General features: G+C 46.2%; 21 protein-coding genes. All 21 read left to right on the top strand.

Annotated features, from left to right (window positions below; all coding sequences use genetic code 11):
• Positions 1-756, top strand: a 756-nt coding sequence (locus PMI05_RS10055; RefSeq protein WP_007720764.1) for a dihydrolipoamide acetyltransferase family protein, incomplete at its 5' end; no start/stop codon positions are given.
• 240 nt (positions 757-996) lie between these two features.
• Positions 997-3,150, top strand: a complete 2,154-nt coding sequence (locus PMI05_RS10050; protein ID WP_007720761.1) for a copper amine oxidase N-terminal domain-containing protein — start codon at positions 997-999, stop codon at positions 3,148-3,150.
• A 329-nt stretch (positions 3,151-3,479) separates the two neighbouring features.
• Positions 3,480-3,896: a methylmalonyl-CoA epimerase gene (mce, locus tag PMI05_RS10045; protein ID WP_007720758.1), complete on the top strand. Its 417-nt coding sequence runs from the start codon at positions 3,480-3,482 to the stop codon at positions 3,894-3,896.
• A gap of 91 nt (positions 3,897-3,987) precedes the next feature.
• Positions 3,988-5,109 carry a M20/M25/M40 family metallo-hydrolase gene (locus tag PMI05_RS10040; protein ID WP_007720755.1) on the top strand — a complete coding sequence of 374 codons (1,122 nt, stop codon included), beginning with the start codon at positions 3,988-3,990 and terminating at the stop codon, positions 5,107-5,109.
• A 146-nt stretch (positions 5,110-5,255) separates the two neighbouring features.
• A complete protein-coding gene (locus PMI05_RS10035) occupies positions 5,256-6,455 on the top strand; it encodes a DUF3866 family protein (protein WP_007720752.1) in 1,200 nt (399 codons plus the stop codon).
• A gap of 160 nt (positions 6,456-6,615) precedes the next feature.
• Positions 6,616-7,173, top strand: coding sequence for an NUDIX domain-containing protein (locus tag PMI05_RS10030; protein WP_007720749.1), 558 nt, complete (start codon positions 6,616-6,618; stop codon positions 7,171-7,173).
• Positions 7,174-7,177: 4 nt separating this feature from the next.
• Positions 7,178-8,350 carry an endonuclease Q family protein gene (locus PMI05_RS10025; RefSeq protein ID WP_007720745.1) on the top strand — a complete coding sequence of 391 codons (1,173 nt, stop codon included), beginning with the start codon at positions 7,178-7,180 and terminating at the stop codon, positions 8,348-8,350.
• A 67-nt stretch (positions 8,351-8,417) separates the two neighbouring features.
• Positions 8,418-9,044, top strand: coding sequence for a stage II sporulation protein M (gene spoIIM, locus PMI05_RS10020; protein WP_007720742.1), 627 nt, complete (start codon positions 8,418-8,420; stop codon positions 9,042-9,044).
• 94 nt (positions 9,045-9,138) lie between these two features.
• Positions 9,139-9,603, top strand: a complete 465-nt coding sequence (locus tag PMI05_RS10015) for a Fur family transcriptional regulator (protein WP_007720739.1) — start codon at positions 9,139-9,141, stop codon at positions 9,601-9,603.
• Positions 9,604-9,759: 156 nt separating this feature from the next.
• On the top strand, positions 9,760-9,999 hold the full coding sequence (locus PMI05_RS10010; RefSeq protein ID WP_007720735.1) for a YqzK family protein: 240 nt from the start codon (positions 9,760-9,762) through the stop codon (positions 9,997-9,999).
• Between the two features lie 93 nt (positions 10,000-10,092).
• Positions 10,093-10,980 (top strand): site-specific tyrosine recombinase XerD, encoded by an 888-nt coding sequence (gene xerD / locus PMI05_RS10005; protein ID WP_039960542.1) that lies wholly within the window; start codon positions 10,093-10,095, stop codon positions 10,978-10,980.
• A 119-nt stretch (positions 10,981-11,099) separates the two neighbouring features.
• Positions 11,100-12,272 (top strand): phosphopentomutase, encoded by a 1,173-nt coding sequence (gene deoB, locus PMI05_RS10000; protein WP_007720728.1) that lies wholly within the window; start codon positions 11,100-11,102, stop codon positions 12,270-12,272.
• A 61-nt stretch (positions 12,273-12,333) separates the two neighbouring features.
• Entirely contained in the window at positions 12,334-13,143 is an 810-nt protein-coding gene (locus tag PMI05_RS09995; protein WP_007720725.1) for a purine-nucleoside phosphorylase, read from the top strand.
• Positions 13,144-13,167: 24 nt separating this feature from the next.
• Complete coding sequence (locus tag PMI05_RS09990; protein ID WP_007720721.1) at positions 13,168-14,475, top strand: pyrimidine-nucleoside phosphorylase; 1,308 nt, start codon at positions 13,168-13,170, stop codon at positions 14,473-14,475.
• Positions 14,476-14,805: 330 nt separating this feature from the next.
• Positions 14,806-15,276, top strand: a complete 471-nt coding sequence (locus PMI05_RS09985) for an Lrp/AsnC family transcriptional regulator (protein ID WP_007720718.1) — start codon at positions 14,806-14,808, stop codon at positions 15,274-15,276.
• A 114-nt stretch (positions 15,277-15,390) separates the two neighbouring features.
• The gene (locus PMI05_RS09980; RefSeq protein ID WP_007720714.1) at positions 15,391-17,049 is read left to right on the top strand and encodes a peptide ABC transporter substrate-binding protein; all 1,659 of its coding nucleotides are present in this window, start codon (positions 15,391-15,393) and stop codon (positions 17,047-17,049) included.
• 250 nt (positions 17,050-17,299) lie between these two features.
• A complete protein-coding gene (locus PMI05_RS09975) occupies positions 17,300-18,232 on the top strand; it encodes an ABC transporter permease (protein ID WP_007720711.1) in 933 nt (310 codons plus the stop codon).
• Between the two features lie 6 nt (positions 18,233-18,238).
• A complete protein-coding gene (locus tag PMI05_RS09970) occupies positions 18,239-19,156 on the top strand; it encodes an ABC transporter permease (RefSeq protein WP_007720708.1) in 918 nt (305 codons plus the stop codon).
• Positions 19,157-19,170: 14 nt separating this feature from the next.
• Positions 19,171-20,160: an ABC transporter ATP-binding protein gene (locus PMI05_RS09965; RefSeq protein WP_007720695.1), complete on the top strand. Its 990-nt coding sequence runs from the start codon at positions 19,171-19,173 to the stop codon at positions 20,158-20,160.
• Between the two features lie 14 nt (positions 20,161-20,174).
• The gene (locus tag PMI05_RS09960; RefSeq protein ID WP_007720691.1) at positions 20,175-21,134 is read left to right on the top strand and encodes an ABC transporter ATP-binding protein; all 960 of its coding nucleotides are present in this window, start codon (positions 20,175-20,177) and stop codon (positions 21,132-21,134) included.
• Positions 21,135-21,313: 179 nt separating this feature from the next.
• Positions 21,314-22,667: methyl-accepting chemotaxis protein (locus PMI05_RS09955; protein ID WP_007720688.1), on the top strand; the 1,354-nt coding region annotated here is incomplete at its 3' end.

Raw genomic sequence — 22,667 nt, 5'->3', positions numbered from 1 at the left:
CCTGCACCGGCAGCATCAGCTACAACTCCTGCTGTTTCTGTAGATATTCCGGTTGCAAGCGGTGATCAAGTTGTACCTGTAACGTCTATTCGTCGTACGATTGCAAACCGGATGGTACAGAGCAAGCATGAAGCTCCACATGCTTGGACGATGGTCGAAGTAGACGTGACTAATCTCGTTAACTTCCGTAATCAGGTAAAAGGCGAATTTGCGAAAAAAGAAGGGCTCAACCTCACGTTCCTGCCGTTCTTTATCAAAGCGGTCGTGGAAGCGTTGAAAGAGTACCCGATGATCAATTCCACATGGGCACATGACAAAATCATTGTGAAAAAGGACATCAACATCTCCATCGCAGTAGCCACGGAAGATGCCCTCTATGTTCCTGTCATCAAGCATGCTGACCAAAAATCAATTCTTGGCATTGCTAAGGCAGTCGATGATCTGGCAGCACGCACCCGTGCAGGGAAATTGACGATGGATGACATGACAGGCGGGACCTTTACGGTTAACAACACAGGCTCCTTTGGCTCCGTTTTGTCCCAGCCGATTATCAATGCTCCGCAAGCTGCGATTCTTAGTGTCGAGTCCATTGTGAAACGTCCTGTCGTCATTAACGACATGATCGCAGTGCGTTCTATGGTCAATCTGTGCATGTCCTTGGATCATCGCGTGCTGGATGGCCTGATATGTGGACGATTCCTGCAGAGTGTGAAGCAAAAGCTTGAGAATGTAGGACCGGATACCAAGCTTTACTAGGGTGTGGAAAAACCAGGTCAAGTAAAGACCTGGTTTTTTTGATAAAAGAATTTCAAAAAATTTTTCCAAATCGATCATTACGTATGTAACTTTTTCCGAGACATCTTCGTCTTACCAATTGGAGCCAGTAAGTCTCATAAATGATCTAGAAGAGATTCCCACCAGATAGCATTTGTGGTAGACTGGTAGCGTCCTGCTAGAGAGATTTTCCAGATTAACGGTAAATATGGGAGGAAAAACATGGAGAAAAGTAAAAAAGCACTACCAATAGTGCTGGCATCAGCGCTGGCCGCTACACCTTTTGTTGCAGTACCGCAAGCATATGCTATTGAAAAATTGGATGTATCAGCTGATAACGATGGTGCCGGGAAAGAAAGTGACTATGATATTAAATTCACGCTAGAAGAAGATCTGTCGAGCGGAGATACCATCACGGTTGATTTCGACGATGAATTCGATGTGGATGATAGTATCAGTAAGAAAGATATTGACGGTATTGACGTCAAAAAAGTTGAAGTGGATGACAATGAAGTGACTATCACGGTGGATGAGGATTTTGATGAAGGAGAAAAAATCTCGTTTACCATTAAAAGCGGGATCACAAATCCTGACGATAAGGGTACATATGATGTAAGCGTAGAAACCGAAAATGAGAGCTCTGACACAGACGAAGTTGAGATCAAAAAAAGCAGCTCCAGCAGCAGTAGCAAGTCCAAAAACGATTACAGCGTAACGTTGAGCAGCAAAGCAGCAGGCGAAAAAGTAAGCCTGAAACTCGGCAAAATTTCTCTGAAAGGTAGCGATGAGCTGGAGACGAACTCCACCATTACCGTCACTTTCCCGGAGAAAGGCATGTTGCCTTCGAGCATTGATGAAGACGATGTAAAAGTAAATGGTACTACAGCGAAATCCGTTAGCATTAGCGGTAGCTCGGTAGATATCAAGATTCCGAGTGGAGCAGACTCAGATGATTACATTACGCTGGAATTTGACAAATCTGCTGGTATTGAGAATCCTAGCTCCGGCGACAAATATGTTTTCAAAGTGAAATACGATGGTACGACATATGAGTCAGATGAATTCGAAATTACGAAAAACGGTTCCAGCAATAGCAGTGCTTCCGACAGCTTTACGGTAAATCTGTCTGATCCAGGCGCAGGAGCTCGCACTAGCTACACCTTTGATGCTGACTTCGGTAGCAAAGAGTTGAAAGAAGATGGAGAACTGATTCTTGAGTTCCCGTCCTCTGATATGGTACCAGGTATTTTGACAGCTTCAGACTTCTTGCTCAATGGAAAATCAGCGAGGAAAGCGACTGCAGTCGGAAACAGAGTTGCCTTGGTTGCACCAACCGGCTTCAAAGCGACTAGCAAAGTGAAGGTTGAAGTTACTTACGGAGCGTGGATTTCGAATCCAAAAACGGCAGGAAGCTACACGTTGAAGGCTACTGTTTCCGGAAGAACTTTGGAATCCAAGTCCTTCAGCATCGGCGGTTCTTCGGTGAACCCGACGCCAACCAACCCAACCAACCCAACAAATCCAGTACCTGTACCAAATACAAGTACGAACAACAGCACCGCAACTATCGCATTGACACAAAATGCAATTGGCAAGCAGACGGGGCTGAACGTGGCAATCAAGGGATTGGGTGTTGGTCTGCAAAAGCAACGCGATTTCATCGAGATCGTCTTCCCGGTAGGCTACAAGGTACCGGCTTACATCGCGCCAGCTAACATCTCTGTGAATGGTGTAGGTGCGAATTTTGTTGCTGTTCGTGGACAAAACGTTCTGATTTATCCGTCTCAGGATATTCCTGCGGCAACGAACGCTAATATCGTGATCAATCCAGCAGCGAACATCGTAAACCCTGCTGTGAAAAACACATATAGCATCAGCGTATTTACTTCCGAAGAAAGAGGTTTGCTGTTTGCTCGTGCTGTTGGTGTAGGTATGGCTTCCCCGCCTCAACAAAAGCCTGTAACGTCAACACCACAACAGCCGCAACAACCATCGACAACTATACCAGCGAACTCGGCTTCCTTTAAAGTAAATACAGCAAATTTCAACCTGCATGGCAAAACGTATCCTCTCTCTGTAGCTCCTTACATTGCAGATGGAAATACGACCATGGTTCCAGCTCAATTCTTTAAAGAAGCACTGGCACTGACTACGCAATGGAACAATACAAGTGTTGCTGTTATCAGTGGAACCAAAGTCGTGAAGTTTACAGTTGGGTCGAAAACAGCAAAAGTAGGTAAAACGGAAATCCAACTGCCAACACCTGTTGTCCTCAAAAACGGCATGCCAATGATTCCGATCCGTACCGTTACGGATAATCTTGGTTACAAAGTCGGCTGGGATGCGAAAACTTCCAGCGTATACGTTTATAAATAAAAACTAGCTGGGACAAACGAAAAACCCCTTTCCGCTTTTCGGTCGGAAAGGGGTTTTAATTGTTTATCATCACTCGTTTATTGAAAGTAAAAAAACGTGGGAACGATGAGTGAGAGTATTAGAATACCGATCAGGATTTTTGCAAAGAGCGATTGGTGTCTCATTCTAATCAAACCTCCTTTCAAGGTAGAGGAAATTATCAGGTGATTCTGTAAGTGGCTGTGCTAGAATGAAGAAAAGGATATCATTGGCTTTCTTTTTTTCGCCCATGCTGAAATTGTACCGAAATGTAGCCAATGAGACAACCACTTACAAAAGGATGATGATTCGTGAGCGCACCGAAAAAAATTGCCCATATCGGCATTGCGGTAAAAAGCTTGGAAAAGACGCTTCCCTTTTATACCGAGCAATTGGGATTGGAGTTGGTTGGAACCGAAATCGTAGAGAGCGAACAAGTACAAGTGGCATTTTTGAAGATCGGGGAAAGTCATATTGAATTACTAGAGCCGTTGAGTGATGAGAGTCCGATAGCAAAATTTATGGAAAAACGCGGAGAAGGCATTCACCACATTGCTTTTGATGTAGATGACGTTTCGGGTCGTCTAGCCACATTAAAAGAGCAAGGTGTACCGCTGATTCACGAAGTCCCCAAAGCGGGTGCGCACGATGCGTTGATTGGATTTTTGCATCCGAAGGCAGCGAATGGCGTTTTGTATGAGCTATGCCAATATCCGAAAGAATCATAGGCGTTTACGTAGTAGAAAAAATTTTTTTGCGGTATACTGGAACTTGTGAATATGTACCAAAATCGGGCAGTACGATCAGGAGGTAACGAGTGTGAGTACGATCAACCAAGAGCGTTTGTTAAATGAATTTTTAGAGCTCGTCCAAATTGACAGTGAAACGAAGAACGAAGCAGAGATCAACAAGGTGCTCAAAGAAAAACTGATTGCGATGGGCTTTACCGTAGAAGAGGATGACGCAGCAGCGAAAACCGGACATGGTGCCAACAATCTGATTGCAACCTTGGAGGGTACTGGAAAAGGTCCAGTCATCCTGTTTAGCAGTCATATGGATACGGTTGTACCAGGAAACGGAATCAAGCCACAAATTCGCGATGGCTACATTTATTCCGATGGAACGACGATCCTCGGTGCGGATGACAAAGCAGGAATCGCGGCGATCTTTGAAGGCATTCGCAGCATGAAAGAGCAAAACTTGCCACATCCAACGATCCAAGTCGTATTGACGGTGGGAGAAGAGTCAGGACTTGTAGGCTCCCGCGCAATGGATTCCAGCCTGCTGAAAGCAGAAATGGGCTTCATCCTGGATTCGGAAGGTCCGGTTGGAAAAATCACAGTAGCTGGTGCTGGTCAATATCGCATCGTAACCAAAATCCACGGGAAAGCAGCGCATGCAGGTGTGAATCCAGAGGATGGCATCAGTGCTATATCAGTCGCTAGTAAAGCAATTTCCCGTATGCCACTGGGCCGTATCGATGCGGACACAACTGCAAACATCGGTCGCTTTGAAGGCGGAAAAGCGTACAATATCGTAACGGATTATGTGGAAATTTGGTCCGAGGCTCGCAGCTTGGTTATGGACAAGCTGGAAGCGCAAGTGAAGAAAATGACGACAGCATTTGAAGAAGTGGCAGCCGAGATGGGTGCGACTTGCGAAAATGACGTTATCTTTATGTACCACGGCTACAAATTCAACGAAGAAACGCCTGTTGTACAAAAAGCGATTGCAGCAGTTAAACGTGTTGACCGCAATCCTGAGCTGGTTGCAAGCGGCGGCGGAAGCGACGGTAACGTATTTAACGGCTACAACGTGCCAAGCGTAAACTTTGCCATCGGCTATGAAGAAATCCATACAAAAAGCGAGCGTATGCCAATCGCTGAACTGAACAAAGCGGCTGAGCTGGTGCTTGCTGTTATTGCAGAAGTACAAGAGTAACCAAAGAGGGTCGGAATCTCCTTGCGAGGGGGTCCCGGCCTTTTTTGTTCGTTTGCTTACTCGTTTGCATGATTGAGACAACCACTGTTTATCATAGACTGAATAGAAAGCTCGGGGACGAGGCAGGAATGAAAGGGGGAAGCTGAGTGCTCCGTTTGGCGGTGGGGACGGTCCAAAAAGTTCTGGAAAAGCAACCAGGGATGCAGATACTCGAAGTCCGGACAGAATCGGTTGCTGGATACAAAATGGAGAGAGTGTTGTCTTTTTTGCAGGAGGATTATAAAAGTGGCGATTTACTTTTAATCAATACAACCGCTGTTCGACTTGAATTGGGGACAGGCGGGTATCATTTTGTCGTAGGAAAGGTTACTCAACCGGAGGAAACCGATGTCCTTCCGAATGAGTGGGGGCATGTCATGAAAATGCGCTACTCACCATGGCAGCTCGCGGTTGACTCGGTAGAAGAACAGACCAGCCCGTACCACCCTTTGTTTGTCCAAGAAGATTTATCCTTGGAAGGTACCCCTGTTTTGATTGGCGAGCTGCACAGTCTTCTACCTGTTGCTGTCCTTGCTTTGCATAAAAAAAATCCAAATGCCCGTATCGTATATGTCATGCCAGACGGCGCATCCTTGCCGATTGCTTTGAGCCAGCACGTCCATCAATTAAAAGCAATTGGGAGCTTGGCTGCGACAGTGACGACAGGTCATGCGTGGGGCGGCGATCGCGAGTCGTTGACGATTCATAGTGGCTTGCTGGCAGCACGCCATGTAGAGCATTCCGATATCATTGTTTGTATGCTGGGACCTGGGGTAGCAGGTACGGGTACATCTTATGGCTTCTCAGGAATTCAGTTAGCCGAGGTCATTCATGCCGTGTCCACTCTCGGAGGAACGCCCTTTTTTATTCCCAGAATCAGTTTTGGAGACCCACGTACCAGGCATTACGGTGTCAGTCATCATACTGTATCAATAGTAAACAGATTTGCTCTCTGTCCTGCCCTGGTTACAATCCCGATTTTCGGGGATGAAAGAGATGAAGTCCTTTCACGGCAAATGAAAACAATAGAAGTTGTGGGGAAGCATATTTTCATAAAGGGAAAAGTCCCGGACCAATCAGAACTGGCAGCACTGGAAAAGGGGTATGGCTTGTCCTTTGCTACGATGGGTCGAAATTGGCAAGAGGACCCTTCCCCTTTTCAGACAGCATGGATGGCTGCCGATTTTGTGGCAAATAGTCTGGACTACATCGTCCAAACCGTTAACGGCGCCCCGCATTCGCCCGCTTCATCAAGTAATCTTGAAGCGTTAGGTCTTTATTTGACCAGGAACGAAGTGCAGCCTTAATCTCCCAAGCTTTCCCGACCATACGCAATTGCTTTTCGCTAACATATGTTTTCATTCATGATCTCCTCCGATACAATAAGGTGGACAAGCTCTATGCTCCCAACTTATGGAGGGAATCGACGATTTAGAACGACTTCATGAAAAAAGGATGATATCGACAGTGAATAAATATGATCACTTGTATGAAAAAACCATCTCCAGTCAACCGATTTATGACGGAAGAATTATTAAGGTCAAGGTGGATGAGGTGCTTCTGCCCAATGGCAATACAGCCAAGCGAGAAATCGTGAATCATCAAGGAGCGGTTGCCGTATTGCCGATCACAGATGATAACAAAATGGTTGTGGTTCGACAGTTCCGCAAGCCATTGGAGCGTACGATCGTGGAAATACCAGCAGGAAAGCTGGAGCCAGGGGAAGAGCCGCTTGCATGTGCGATGCGTGAGCTGGAGGAAGAGACTGGCTACGTTGCAAGTCAGTACACACCACTCAGCTCTTTTTACACATCGCCAGGCTTCGCGGATGAAATTTTACATGTTTTTGTGGCGACTGGTTTGAAAAAAGGAGAAAGCAAGCCGGACGAGGATGAGTTCGTTGATGTGCTGGAAGTAACACTGGAAGAAGCGCATGCCCTGCATCAAAGTGGAGAAATTCGTGATGCCAAGACAGTCGTAGCATTGTTTGCTTGGGAAAACAAAATGCTGCGTGAACGTGGCTAGTACCATGCTCACTTCGTATTTTTGCGACATGCATATTCACATCGGCGGTACGTGGACGGGTAAACCTGTGAAAATAACGGCTTCTCGCCAAATGACACTCACCAAAATTTTGGAGGAAGCTTCAGATAAAAAAGGGATGGATGTCATCGGGATTATTGATGCACATTCACCGGAGGTTCAGGATGAGCTGGTAGATCTGTTGGAAAAGGGATGTGCCAATGAACTGGTAGATGGAGGAATTTCCTACAAAGATACCTTGCTAATCTTGGGGTGCGAAGTAGAAATCAAGGAGCCGGGGCGTGGTGCAGCTCATTTTCTCGTTTATCTGCCGAAGCTGCAAGAAATGAAGCAATTTACTGCGTGGCTGTCAGAACGCTGCAAAAATGTGCAATTAAGTTCTCAGCGTATCTACACATCCCTTAGGGAAATGCAAGCCTGTGTCGATCAATTACAGGGCCTCTTGATCCCCGCACATATTTTTACGCCGCATAAAGGGTTGTATGGGAGCTGTACGGATTCGATGGCGGAAGTGCTCGATCATTCGCTCATCTATGCGGTTGAGCTGGGATTGAGTGCGAATACCATGATGGCGGACCGCATATCCGAGTTGCATGACAAAACCTTTCTTACCAACTCAGATGCCCATTCTCTGGCGAAGATAGGCCGGGAATATCAAGCGATGTATATGCTAGAGCGCTCCTTCGCAGAGTGGGCGAAAGCAATTAAGCGTATCGGTGGCAGAGGAGTTCATATGAACTACGGTCTGCACCCTGAGCTTGGCAAGTATCATCAGACGGCGTGCCAAGGATGCCAGTCTTTACTCGCCGCGGATGCCTCAGGCAAATGTCCGGAATGTGGCTTCCAACGAATTGTGCGAGGGGTTGCAGCGCGCATTGATCAGCTGGCGGATGTAGAGGCCGGCCAGCATCCGGCGTTCCGTCCTCCTTATATCGAGCAAATCCCGTTGGAATTCATTCCGGGAATCGGTCCGAAATTGTTGGACAAGCTGTATCGGTCGTTTGGTACACAGATGAACGTATTGCATCGTGTGAATGAAGAAGAGCTCACCCATGTTGTCGGAGAGAAAATCGCTTCGCTTATCGTGCGAGCACGAGAGGGAAAGCTATCCGTCCAAAAAGGGGGCGCCGGTACCTACGGGAAGATCGTCCCGATGTAGGTTGTCATAGGGGAGAACTCGTCCGCATAAGCTGTACAGTAATCAGCCAAGCGGGAGGCGACGAAGCGTGCATTCACGAGTCGGACAAACTATCCAATCCTATGCGAGAGAACATCAGTCACTCTACTGGTTCACGATCGTCCTGTTTACGATGGGCATTATTTTCGGAGCCGTCCTCGTCAATTCACTGCCATTGTCACAGAAGCAGGAGCTGTACGGTTTTCTGCAATATTTTTTCAACAGTCTTGGCAGTGATGGAATCCCTGAGACCAGTGCTCATTTTCAGCAGGCGTTTGGTCATTATGCCAAAACCATAGCGATCATGTGGGTGCTAGGATTATCCATTATTGGGTTGCCTATGATTTTGTTGATGCTCTTTTTAAAAGGAGTCGTGGTTGGTTTCACCGTCGGTTTTTTGGTGAGTCAACTCCAATGGCAAGGCGTAACATTTGCCATGGTGGGTGTTCTTCCGCAAAATTTATTAGTCGTCCCTGCCCTTTTTATTGTGGGTGTCAGCGGAATTTCGTTTTCTCTTCGACTCATACGAACGAGAGTGCTAAGCAAAAGGGATGTCATCATGCCGCATTTTATGGGCTATACCGTTCTTGTTCTTAGCATGCTGGCGATTTTGACGATTGCAGCCTTGTTTGAAACCTTCATTTCCCCTAGGCTGATGCAGCTTGTACTTAATTAAGAATAATTCTCAGGTAAGAACTTATGCATTTGACTTATTCAATGCCCCTCTACTATAATAGGAACAGGTTTCATGCGAGCGGGGAGGGGCATTAATGTTGGAAGAAAAATTAGAGAAAATTAAGCAGCAGTTGCATTCACAGAACTACAAGCTGACGCCACAGCGTGAAGCCACTGTTCGCGTGTTGTTGGAGAATGAAGAAGATCACTTGAGTGCGGAAGATGTTTACTTGTTGGTGAAGGATAAAGCACCGGAAATCGGGCTTGCTACCGTATACAGGACATTAGAGCTGTTGAGCGAACTAAAGATCCTTCATAAAATGAATTTTGGCGATGGCGTAGCTCGTTACGATCTTCGAGATGATAATGCTGCCTATCACCATCATCACCTCATTTGCCTCAATTGTGGTACGGTGGATGAAATTTTTGAAGATCTGCTTGTCACAGCAGAAGAGAAAGTCAAGAATGTTTACAACTTTTATATTACCGACCACCGATTGACCTTCTACGGGATCTGCAATCGTTGTGTAGATAAAGTGAACGTGGAGGACTTCAAATAAAGTCGACTTCTCTGGGAACGGAGAAGTTTTTCTTTTTTCCTTGGGAGCTTTTGTAATGGCAGACCTATTCCTGTGGAATCCTAAGAGAGGATCGATCCGAATGGAGCAAGGGACAAGTGCATATAAATGAAAGAAAGTCTGTAAGGAGGCTCACGGATGAAGGTCTCTTATCGCCGCTTGATGGAGGGTCTTCGTTTTTTGCTTCTTTTCATTACCTGCACTTTGCTCTCCTACGGCATCATTACCTTGCTGGCGGACAAATTTCTTCCGGCAAACCCTTATCATGAACCACATGGGAATGCGGTGAAGGTAGTTAAAGTCATCAATACCTCTCAGGCACAGGATTTTGACGGATATGTCGCACGACTACAGCTCTTTTTTTTAACAGGAGAGTAATGCAAGTTTGAGTTTTTTATCTGGAGAAGCAGGAGTTTCTTTTTCTTTGTGGAAAGCAATACAAGATACTTATCAGCTGAAGGGGACAGCTTCATGGACAGTCTGATTGATCAGTTTATTCATTTCCTGACTGTGGAGAAAGGGTTATCGAGAAATACCCTGGAATCCTATCAACGGGATATGGTGGCCTTTACCTCGTACTTACAGGAGCAAGGTGTTGCTCGAATAGAGGATTCTACTCGGACGCACATCATTGGTTACTTGCTTGTTTTACGGGAAAAAGGACGTGCTACAGCAACGCTTTCTCGCAATATGGCATCGATACGAGCGTTTTATCAGTTTCTCATTCGGGATAAATACATAGACAAAGATCCATCCATTCATCTAGAAACACCGAAGATCGAGAAACGCTTGCCGAAGGTGCTCTCTGTTGAGGAAGTGGAACGTCTTTTGGAAAGTCCTCCTGTCAATCATCCTGCCGGGCTGCGGGACAAGGCGATGCTTGAGCTTCTATATGCGACAGGCATTCGTGTCTCGGAGTTAGTCAATCTGGATTGTGCTGATGTGAATCTGGATATGGGTTTTGTCAAATGCTTGGGAAAAGGATCAAAAGAGCGAATCATTCCGTTAGGCTCTGTTGCCATTCAAATGGTACGCCACTATTTGCAGGCAGGGCGCCCCAAGCTGGTAAAAGGAACTGGCGATAATGCATTATTTCTGAATCACTTGGGCAAACAAATTACACGGCAAGGTTTTTGGAAAATTATTAAACGATATGCCCAAAAATCAAACATCCGTGCAGAGATTACTCCCCATACACTACGCCACTCTTTTGCCACTCACTTACTGGAAAATGGAGCCGATTTGCGCTCTGTTCAAGAGATGCTTGGGCATGCTGATATTTCAACCACCCAGATTTACACACATGTGACCAGAACGCGGATTAAGGACATCTATGCCAAGACGCATCCGCGAGCATGAGTATGAAAAAACGATCGACTCCGCCTGATTTTCGGGCGGAGAAAAATTTTCTGAATCAGGTCAGACGTCTGACGACTTGATTATAGAATTCGAATGACTGGTAAACAGGAGGCGTTAAGATGCAGTATTCACGAGTTTTTTTGATCGTCATGGACAGCGTAGGGATTGGCGAACAACCTGATGCGCCTAAGTTCAATGATACAGGAGCGAACACCTTAGGTCATATTGCGGAACGAGTTGCTGGATTTTCATTGCCCAACTTGCAAAAATTAGGTTTGGGAAATATAGCACCTCTCCAAAACGTTGAGCCAGTAGCAACTCCTATGGCCCATTATGGGAAAATGCAGGAAATCTCCATGGGGAAAGATACGACGACTGGTCATTGGGAAATCATGGGTCTGCATGTGTCTACTCCGTTTAACACGTATCCAGACGGATTTCCACAAGAGCTGATCTCAGAATTTGAGCAACGTATTGGCCGCAAGGTGCTTGGGAACAAGGTCGCTTCTGGGACGGACATTCTCGACGAGCTTGGCGAAGAGCATATGAATACGGGTGCAGTCATTGTCTATACATCTGCGGACAGTGTATTCCAAGTGGCAGCACACGAAGAGGTTGTTCCGCTTGAAGAACTGTACCATATTTGCGAGGTAGCTCGTGAGTTGACGCTTCGTGATGAGTTCGCTGTTACTCGTGTCATTGCGCGTCCATTTGTTGGACAGCCAGGTAATTTTAGCCGTACAGCAAATCGTCACGATTATTCCGTGAAGCCATTTGCTCCGACAGTCATGAATCGTCTGCAAAATGCTGACCTTGCTTCTATTGCCATTGGCAAAATCAGCGACATTTACGCAGAAGAGGGCGTTACCCAATCTATCCGAACCAAAGATAACATGGACGGTGTAGATCAAATTCTGGGCACGATGAAACAATCGTTTACGGGTCTTTCGTTTGTCAACCTGGTGGACTTCGATGCGAAGTTCGGTCATCGCCGCGATCCAGAAGGGTATGGTCAGGCTTTGATGGAGTTCGACGCTCGCATTCCAGAGCTTTTGGAAGCGCTACAAGAAAATGATTTGCTGGTAATCACGGCAGACCATGGAAACGATCCTGTACACCATGGCAGTGACCATACGAGAGAATACGTTCCGTTGCTTGTCTATCACAAGGGTATTCAAGCTGGAGAACATTTGGGCATCCGTGAAACATTTGCAGACTTGGGTGCGACTATCGCAGACAATTTTGGGGTAACTGCTCCAGTGATTGGGAAAAGCTTCCTCAATCATTTATAAAGGTTAAGTAAAAATAAACATTTATATAATAGAAGAAACACAAAAAAAGGAGAGAGTTGAAATGGCAAATTTCCATGACGCAGTAGCATATATCGAACCGAAACTAACAGAAAAACCAACCATTGGTCTCGTACTGGGATCAGGGCTGGGTGTTTTGGCGGATGAGATCGAAAATCCGGTGATCATTCCTTATCATGAAATTCCTGGCTTTACTGTGTCCACCGTTGTCGGCCACAAAGGACAACTCGTGATTGGCAAGCTGCAAGGCAAGCAAGTCGTTGCGATGCAAGGTCGTTTCCACTTTTATGAGGGACACGGTCTGGATGCTGTTGTTTTCCCAATCCGTGTCATGAAGCTGCTCGGCGTAGAAACCATTATTGTGACCAATGCGGCTGGCGGAATTAACGAAGGCTACAATGCAGGCGACCTCATGCTGATTTCCGATCACATCAACATGACGTTCCGCAATCCATTGATCGGTGCAAACGATGAACAATTGGGAGCGCGTTTCCCAGATATGTCTGAGGCTTATTCCAAACAGCTACGCAAGCTGGCTCATGAAGTTGCGTCCGAGCAAGGAATCCAGCTCCGTGAAGGTGTATACGCAGGTCTGCTAGGTCCTACCTATGAAACTCCAGCTGAAATCCGTATGCTTCGCCTGTTGGGTGGGGATGCTGTAGGGATGTCCACTGTACCAGAAGTAATCGTGGCACGACACATGGGTGTTAAGGTGCTTGGTATTTCGTGCATTAGCAACATGGCAGCAGGTATTTTGGAACAGCCTCTGTCCCATGATGAAGTAATGGAAACAACAGAAAAGGTAAAATCTCAATTCCTGGCTCTGGTAAACGGTATCGTAGCCAAGATGTAAGTAACGGATTCGGAGGGATTAACAATGCGTATGGTCGATATGATCGCCAAAAAACGTGATGGCGGAGAACTGACAACAGAAGAGATTCAATTTCTGGTGACAGGCTATACAGATGGAAGTATTCCTGACTACCAAATGTCCGCATGGGCAATGGCAGTCTTTTTCCGTGGCATGACTGCGAGAGAGACAGGAGATCTAACCTTGGCAATGGCAGGGTCAGGCGAACAGCTTGACCTGTCTTCCCTGCAAGGAATTAAGGTAGACAAGCACAGTACAGGCGGAGTAGGGGACAAGACTACTCTTGTTGTTGCGCCATTGGTAGCGGCAGCAGGTATTCCTGTGGCAAAAATGTCTGGAAGAGGCCTTGGATACTCAGGAGGCACCATCGACAAGCTGGAGTCCTTCTCGGGATTCGAAGTAGAACGCACACGCGAGCAATTTTTGCAGCAGGTGCGTGATATTGGCGTGTCCGTAATTGGGCAGTCTGGCAACCTGACACCTGCAGACAAGAAGCTGTATGCTCTGCGTGATGTGACAGCTACTGTAGAGGCTGTGCCGTTGATTGCAAGCTCCATCATGTCCAAGAAGATTGCCGCTGGGGCAGATGCCATCCTGCTTGACGTAAAAGTAGGGAAGGGCGCTTTTATGAAAAGCATTGAAGAGGCAGAAACATTGGCAAATGCGATGGTTGCAATCGGCAGCCAAGTAGGACGTAAAACGGTGGCGGTTATCAGCGATATGAACCAGCCGCTTGGCTTTGCTGTGGGCAATGCACTGGAAGTGAAAGAAGCGGTGGAGACACTTGCAGGTAAGGGTCCTCGCGATTTGAACGAGCTGGTATTGGCTATTGGCTCCCGCATGCTTGTTATGGGTGGGCTTGTTACTGATGTGGAAGAAGGTCGTAAGAAGCTAGAAGATCTGATGGCTTCCGGAAAAGCAGTGGATAAACTGGCGGAAATGGTAGAGGCTCAAGGCGGCAATAAGCAGGACGTCTATGATTTGGCTCGTCTGCCGCAAGCAAAGATCATTCATACCGTTACAGCTGAACAGGACGGCTTTGTAAGCGCGATTGATGCGGAAGCGATCGGTCATGCTTCTGTTGTCTTGGGTGCTGGCAGATTGACAAAAGAAATGCCAATTGACTTGGCAGTAGGCCTTGTTCTGCACAAAAAACGCGGGGATCAGGTGAAGGCTGGAGAAGTTTTGGTCACGATCCATGCCAACGAAGACCATCTTCTGCAAAATGCGTTGAAAGAAATGGAAGGTGCCTTCCGAATTTCGACGGCAATCGACGGAGAACAACCGTTGATTTATAAAATTATCGAAGTATAGAACGTCAGGTTATTAGTTGATCAATCAAATAAAACAAGGCGTGCACAGCACATGCGCACGCCTTGTTTTATGAGTAAAAATACAGTTTCTCGAAAAAATATTGTTGATTAAATCTAGTTTTTCATATTCAATAGTAAGATATAAGTCATTTTTTATTATATAAAAAATATTTTACTGTTCGGATTGACTTTATAAAGTTTTATAATTCTACTTGTCAAATTTCGTTGACACCGCTATCATTTCCGATTACTTTTATTGTATTAGACTGTTTGTAAAAGATTATTGCGAAATTCGTAAAAAAATGATGGAGGTTCCCAGAAAATCGTATTTATGAAAAAGCTGGACCATGTCGACAGACAGATTCTGCAAATCCTCCATGAAGATGGGCGTATCCCATATACAGAAATCGCCCATCAATTAGGCGTGAGCGAAGGAACAATTCGATCGCGCATCACTCGTCTTTTGCAAGACGGAGTCTTCCAATTCGTAATTCAACCCGATCCAGAGAAATTAGGATTACATGTGCAGGTTATCATCGGGTTAACAACAAAGCTAGGTTTGCAGAAAGAAGTGGCAGAAAAATTAAGCAAATTTTCTGCAGTACGTTTTGTAGGCGCTTATAGCGGTAAGCACGACTTGATTATCCAAGCGTGTTTCCATAGTAATGATGAGCTGATCACCTTTGTTAATGAACGACTCTCTCAAATTGAAGGAATTGCGGCTGCGGACGTTTCACTGGAACTGAAGCAGTACAAAGACACCTTCTCTTTCGTTCAAGACGACGAGGTGACCCTGCAATGAAAGGGGTTGATGCCTTCCAGCCGAAGTCAAGCAGCTTCGCGTAGTTTTCATTTTTTTTCGTCCTTTATTTTCAGAAAAAAGACAAAAAAGAAAAACGTACTGGGGGTTATTGCGTTGAAAAAGAATGTGTTTGCACTTGTGAGCTCGATTGCTGTATTAGGAACCGCCCTGGCAGGGTGCGGAGGAGGTCAACCAACTGCCGCTCCACCGACAGGAGAAACACCTGCAACAACAGCACCTTCACAGCCTGCAACTCCAGCTGCTGAGAAGAAGCCACAAGTTTTAAAAATGAACCTGCACTCCGAGCCACCTACAACTGATCCAGGCCTCGCAGAGGACACGACTTCAGGCGCTATTATCTTGGCAACCTTTGATGGATTGACCCGCATTGGTACCGACGATAAGCCGCATGAAGCTGCTGCTGAGAGCTATACCGTCTCTGATGATAAGCTAACTTACACATTTAAAATCAGAGAAGGGAAATGGAGCAATGGTGATCCTGTAACAGCACATGACTTTGAATATGCTTGGAAGCGTGCTCTCGATCCAAAAACAGCTTCCAACTACGCATATCAGCTGTACTACGTGAAGAATGGTGAAAAAGCAAACAAGGGCGAAGCAAAGCTTGATGAAGTAGGCGTGAAGGCACTAGACGAAAAGACGCTGGAAGTTAAGCTCGAGAATCCGACTCCATACTTCCTGGAATTGCTCGCATTCCGTACTTACTTCCCAGTTAACAAAAAAGTAATTGATGCAAATCCGAAGTGGGCAGGCGAAGCAAGTTCGCACGTCGGTAACGGACCTTTCAAAATAGAATCTTGGGAGCACAAGAGCAAGATGGTGCTCGTGAAGAACGAAAATTACTGGGATAAAGACAATGTAAAGCTCGACAAAATCGAATTCTCCATGGTAGAAGACGAAAATACAGAGCTCTCCATGTTCGAAAATGGCGAAATCGACTGGGCTGGCGCACCTATGAGTGCTTTGCCAACAGATGCGATTCCAGCATTGAAAGAGCAAGGCAAGATTCAAACGAATCCAATTGCTGGTACGTACTGGTACAAGTTCAATACCGAAAAGCCGCCATTTAATAACATTAAAGTGAGAAAAGCATTTGCTTACTCGATTGATCGCCAAGGCTTGATCGACAACATTCTCCAAACGGGTCAAATCCCGGCAACAGGCGCTGTTCCTCCATCCATGGTGCTGAATCCAAATGGCTATTTCAAAGACAAAGATCTTGAAAATGCGAAAAAGCTTTTGGAAGAGGGGCTGAAAGAGGTTGGTTTGAGCAAGTTGCCACCGATTACCTTGTCCTACAATACATCTGAGGCTCACAAGAAGATTGCTGAGGCCATCCAAGACCAATGGAAGAAAAATCTCGGCGTAGATGTGAAACTCGAGAACAAAGAATGGAAGGTATACCTCGAAGATATGCATGAGGGTAACTTCCAGATTGGACGGATGGGCTGGCTGGGTGACTTCAATGACCCAATCAACTTCCTGGAGCTCTACAAGGATAAAATGGGTGGAAACAACGATACACGTTGGGAAAATGCAAAATATAAAGAGTTGTTGAACCAATCCGCTCAGGAGCCAGACCTCGAGAAACGTAAGAAAATTTTGGCAGATGCAGAACAAATCCTGATGGATGAAATGCCAATCATGCCAATTTACTTCTATACGCAATCTTGGGTACAGAAGCCAGAAGTGAAAGGCGTTCACCAAACTGGCCTGGGTGACGTGGATTGGAAAGGCGCATACATCGAGTAATTTCATAACGAAGGAAACGGGATTTGCGGCAGAGGGTATATGGTTGTTGCATATACTCTCTGCCATGCAAGCCCTTCCCATAAATACCAGCTGGCATGATTGCCAGCAAAGAGAAAATAGAGAGAGAAGCTTTTCTGCAAGAGATCTAAGGGTTATTTACACAGCCGATTTTTACACTGTGTCGGCAGCGTTCCGCAGTGTAAACATGGGACGTGAAAGCAATCAAAAATCTACCAAGGGGGTAAGTTAGTTGATCCGTTATCTCGGTAAGCGCATCATTTTTATGCTCATCTCGCTCTTCTTAATTGTAACGGCCACCTTCTTCATCATGAAAGCAGTACCAGGTGGTCCATTTACATCCGAGAAGCAGGTCCCGCCGGAAATTAAGGCAGCACTAGAGGCAAAGTACAAGCTGAACCTGCCGCTGCACGAACAATACTTTGAATATTTAAAAGGTGTTGTAACGTGGGAACTCGGTCCGTCGTTTACGGAGAAATCTTCAACTGTTAATGACATGATTAATCGTGGTTTCCCAGTTTCTGCTCACTTGGGAGCACAAGCTTTATTGCTCGCTATTTTTGGTGGGATTACGCTAGGGGTTATCGCAGCGCTAAACCATAATAGATGGCAAGACTATTCCGCGATGGTCATCGCCGTTTTGGGATTATCGGTACCAAGCTTTATTTTGGCGTCCTTTTACCAATACATTTTCGCTATTAATTTGGGCTGGTTTCCAATCGCGAAATGGGAAGGATTCGAATACACCATCCTTCCATCATTGGCACTCGCCGCATCACCGATGGCATTTATCGCGCGTTTGACGCGTTCCAATATGATTGAAGTTATGGGGCAAGATTACATCAAGACAGCAAAAGCAAAAGGGTTGCATACTTTTACCATTACAGTAAAACACGCTATCCGTAATGCGCTCTTGCCAGTTGTTACTTACCTGGGTCCACTGATTGCCGGTATTTTGACAGGTGCATTCGTAATTGAACGTATTTTCGGTGTTCCTGGTCTTGGTCGCGAATTCGTATTGTCCATTACAAACCGCGACTATACGGTAATCATGGGTACGACCGTGTTCTACTCCATGATCCTGGTTGTGATGATTCTGATTGTTGACATCGCATACACCTTGGTAGATCCACGGATCAAACTTTCGGACGCAGGAAAGGAGTAATGACACGTGCAAAACTTGACTAAAGAACATTTCGAGCCAATTTCCGTTGACCTTCGTCAAGCGGAAGCAATCAAGCGCCCTAGTCTCTCTTTCTGGTCTGACGTTTGGCGTCGTTTGAAAATGAATAAAGTCGCAATGATTTCTATGATCTTCATTGCTGTGTTGATCGTATGTGCCATTGTGGTTCCATGGCTAACTCCACAAGATTATTTTACGACGGATCTGGCTGGCAAGAACAAAAAGCCGTCTGCTGAACACTGGTTTGGAACAGATGACCTAGGTCGTGACGTATTTGAGCGTATTTGGTACGGAGCGCGTATCTCACTGCAAGTAGGTCTTGCCGCAGCGTTTATTGACCTGATCATTGGTGTGATCTGGGGCGGTATCGCAGGTTTTTATGGCGGTAGAGTAGATGAAATGATGATGCGTTTCGCAGATATCTTGTTTGCGATTCCTTACCTGCTGGTTGTTATTTTGTTGATGGTTGTTTTAGAGCCTGGTGTTGGAACGATTATTCTTGCCTTGACGATAACGGGATGGATCGGTATGGCCCGGATTGTGCGTGGTCAGATCCTTCAATTGAAAAACCAAGAGTTTGTACTGGCAGCGCGCTCCCTTGGTGCTGACGCTAACCGCCTGATCTTCAAACACTTGATTCCTAATGCTTTGGGTCCAATCATCGTAACGTTGAGCTTGACTGTACCTTCCGCGATTTTCGCAGAATCCTTCTTGTCCTTTATCGGGTTAGGGGTTTCGGCACCGATTGCATCGTGGGGAACGATGTCCAATGAGGGCTTGCCGGCCATGAAGTACTATCCATGGCGTTTGACATTCCCGGCAATCTTTATTTCCCTGACCATCTTGGCATTTAACTTGTTCGGTGACGGTCTGCGCGATGCAGTAGACCCACGCCTGCGTAAATAGGAGGGATAGTCGTTATGGAACGCATTCTTGATGTAAAAGACCTGCATGTATCCTTCCATACGTATGCAGGTGAAGTAAAAGCAGTCCGCGGTGTGAATTTTCACGTCAACCGCGGAGAGGCTGTAGCGATTGTAGGGGAGTCCGGTTGCGGTAAATCCGTAACCGCTCAAACCCTCATGAAGCTGATTCCTATGCCTCCAGGTGAAATTAAACAAGGTCAAATTCTCTTCAATGGCGAGGATATCGTCAAGAAGTCGAAAAAACAAATGGAATCGATCCGCGGTAAAGATATCGGGATGATCTTCCAAGATCCGATGACTTCCTTGAACCCAACAATGACCATCGGTAGCCAAATTACTGAGGGCTTGATCAAACACCAAAACATGTCGAAATCTGCAGCACGTGATCGTGCCATTGAGCTGTTGACCATTGTTGGTATTCCGCAACCTGAGAAACGTGTGGAGCAATATCCACACGAGTTCTCTGGGGGTATGCGTCAACGTGCGATGATCGCGATCGCCCTCGCCTGTTCGCCGAAGCTGTTGATCGCGGATGAACCGACGACAGCTTTGGACGTAACGATTCAGGCGCAAATTTTGGACCTGATGAAAGATTTGCAAAAGAAAACAGGCACTTCCATTATCTTGATCACGCATGACCTTGGTGTTGTTGCTGAGATGTGTGACCGCGTAATTGTTATGTACGCAGGAAAAGTGATCGAGACAGGAACAGTTGACGATATTTTCTACAATCCGCAACACCCTTACACCAAAGGCTTGCTTCGCTCGGTACCACGTCTTGACTTGAACCGTGACGAGCCACTGACACCGATTTTTGGTACGCCGCCAGACCTTCTTCGTCCACCAGTTGGCTGTGGATTCACCGCGCGTTGCGAATCTGCGATGCGTGTGTGCCAAGAGATCGATCCTGAGCTGAACGACATCAGTACGACTCAGCGAGCAGCTTGTTGGCTTCAGCATCCGCTTGCTCAGAACCGTGCGTAGAAGGAGGGATATCAGTGGATAAACGTGAAAATTTGATTGAAGTACGTAATCTGAAAAAGTTCTTTTCAATTGGCGATAATACTCTGAAAGCTGTGAATGATATCTCGTTTGAGATCAAACGTGGAGAAACATTGGGCGTAGTAGGAGAGTCAGGCTGTGGAAAGTCCACTGCCGGTCGTACCATCTTGAGACTGTATGATGCGACTGAAGGGGACGTCCTGTTTGAAGGCAAGAGCATCATGAATTTGAACCAGCAGGAAATGAAGGCGATGCGCCGCAACATGCAAATGATTTTCCAAGACCCTTACGCATCCTTGAATCCGCGTATGACAGTCGGGGATATTATTGGCGAGGCGCTAGATATTCATGGACTGGCGACTGGTCAGAAGCGCAAAGAGCGCATCCAGGAGCTCCTTTCCTTGGTGAGCTTGAATCCTGAGCATATGAACCGCTTCCCACACGAGTTTTCAGGTGGTCAGCGCCAACGTATCGGAATTGCCCGTGCATTGGCAGTAGAGCCAAAATTCATCGTGTGTGACGAGCCGATCTCTGCTTTGGACGTATCCGTACAAGCACAGGTTGTAAACTTGCTGGAACAGCTGCAAGAAAAAATGGGCTTGACCTACATGTTCATTGCCCATGACTTGTCCATGGTAAAATACATTTCCGACCGTGTAGCGGTTATGTACCTGGGTAAAATGGTTGAGCTGGCAGAAAGTGATGCTTTGTATGAAAAGCCGCTCCATCCGTATACGCAAGCGCTGTTGTCTGCGATTCCGATTCCAGACCCAGAAATTGAGCGTAACCGTGAGCGCATTGTATTGCAAGGCGATGTACCTAGCCCAATGAACCCACCGAGCGGTTGCCATTTCCGTACCCGTTGCCCGAAAGCAATGCCGGAATGCGCTGCATCCGTACCTGTGTGGAAAGAAGTAGAGCCAGGACATTTCGCAGCCTGTCATTTGTATAACTAAATCAATTACAAATAGCGAGTTCCGAGGCTACTCGTGCAGCCCGGAACTCGTTTCCCTTCATAAGGGAGGTTTTACCTCTGAAAAAAATGGGTATTGTACCCAGAGGCAGTTTTTTCAGGGGTATTTTTTCGGAGTTCTTGCACTGGAAAATTGTAGCAGTGATAAAGGGGGCAAGTAGCATGAGTAAATTTTTGTCGCCACGATGGAAAAAGAAGGAGGGAATATCGAATCTCATAAAAAAAGTAAACCTGACTAGCCAAGTAGCAACGGAAAAGCTTAAAGGCTCTCTTGCTACAAAGATGATTGTGTTTGGTCTAATTCTTGTACTTATTATTATCGGTTCTTTGCAATACATAGCCCTTTCCTTCTCGAAATCAACATTGTTTAGCATTACCTCTAATCAGGCAAAAATGCTGGCTGACCAGCATGCGAATAGCATGGAAGATGACATAAAAGCGATTGTGAACTCCACCAAATCGGCGGCAACCAAACGTGTGATGATGACAGAGTTGCAGCCACTAATCATGGAACAGTTTACTTTATTGCGCCAGGCGCATAAAGAAGTATCCAGAATCTATTTGATCGACACGGCTACCGGGAAATCCCTGTACTCCTTGACCGGGACAAATGAGATTGACTTCAAGCAAAAGCAATACTTCCAAAGAGCGCTTACGACGAAATCCTTGGTCGTTTCTGATGAAGAAATCGTTGAAGGCAGCAACAAGAGTTTTCTTTATATTGCGACACCCATAGGGGAAAAGGCGGATGATACGAGCCGGTTGTTCGTTGTTGGCTTTACAATTGACCAAATGATTCAAAAGATTCCTGAGATCTCTTTCATGGAGAATGGCTACGCATTTGTTGTTCGACAAGATGGTCTGGTTGTGGCCCATCAAAATCCAACTAACAACAACAAGCTCGTGCTGGCAGGTGACAAGGATTATGAAGAGATGCTTGCCCTGATGCAGCATGAGACAAGCAACAGCTTATTGTACTCGGATCATGGAATTGATTCATTTGCAGCTTTTGCACCGATCCCATTGTTGAAATGGAATGTCGTTTTGTCCACGGGAACTGACGAGGTGTATGGTGAAGTTGACGGAATGTGGCTGTACTTCGTACTCTTCAGCTTGCCGATCATCGGACTCTCGGTTTGGGCGATCTGGTGGTTTGCGAACCGGATTCGAATGTCTCTGTTCGCGATAGCGCGGGATATGGATCAAATCGGCGCCGGACATTTTAATATCAACGTAAAAGTAAACGGCAATGACGAGCTGGCTATGGTTGGCCGCAAAATGAATGACATGGCGGCTGAACTCCGCAAGCTGATTGCCCTTGTACAGGGACAAGCTACACAACTGAACGTAGCGACAGATGAGCTGACTCTATTTGCGCAAGAAAATAAAGGAGCCATTAACGTCATTACGGATAATATTTCAACGATTGCCCAACGCGTCTCTACGCAGACGAATGAAGTGCAAGCAACAGCCAATACCGTCTCGGAAATATCGGAAGGCGTTGAACAGGTGGCTG

This window comes from Brevibacillus sp. BC25, from assembly GCF_000282075.1.
Classification (GTDB): domain Bacteria; phylum Bacillota; class Bacilli; order Brevibacillales; family Brevibacillaceae; genus Brevibacillus.
This window is presented reverse-complemented; position numbering and strand designations above follow the sequence as displayed.

Excerpts from the sequence above, each read along its gene's own strand:
- deoB (WP_007720728.1), top strand. The coding sequence starts at position 11,100 with ATGCAGTATTCACGAGTTTTTTTGATCGTCATGGACAGCGTAGGGATT.
- PMI05_RS10025 (WP_007720745.1), top strand. The coding sequence starts at position 7,178 with ATGCTCACTTCGTATTTTTGCGACATGCATATTCACATCGGCGGTACG.
- PMI05_RS09965 (WP_007720695.1), top strand. The coding sequence starts at position 19,171 with ATGGAACGCATTCTTGATGTAAAAGACCTGCATGTATCCTTCCATACG.
- xerD (WP_039960542.1), top strand. The coding sequence starts at position 10,093 with ATGGACAGTCTGATTGATCAGTTTATTCATTTCCTGACTGTGGAGAAA.
- PMI05_RS09990 (WP_007720721.1), top strand. The coding sequence starts at position 13,168 with ATGCGTATGGTCGATATGATCGCCAAAAAACGTGATGGCGGAGAACTG.
- PMI05_RS09985 (WP_007720718.1), top strand. The coding sequence starts at position 14,806 with ATGAAAAAGCTGGACCATGTCGACAGACAGATTCTGCAAATCCTCCAT.
- PMI05_RS10050 (WP_007720761.1), top strand. The coding sequence starts at position 997 with ATGGAGAAAAGTAAAAAAGCACTACCAATAGTGCTGGCATCAGCGCTG.
- PMI05_RS09995 (WP_007720725.1), top strand. The coding sequence starts at position 12,334 with ATGGCAAATTTCCATGACGCAGTAGCATATATCGAACCGAAACTAACA.
- PMI05_RS10015 (WP_007720739.1), top strand. The coding sequence starts at position 9,139 with ATGTTGGAAGAAAAATTAGAGAAAATTAAGCAGCAGTTGCATTCACAG.
- PMI05_RS10010 (WP_007720735.1), top strand. The coding sequence starts at position 9,760 with ATGAAGGTCTCTTATCGCCGCTTGATGGAGGGTCTTCGTTTTTTGCTT.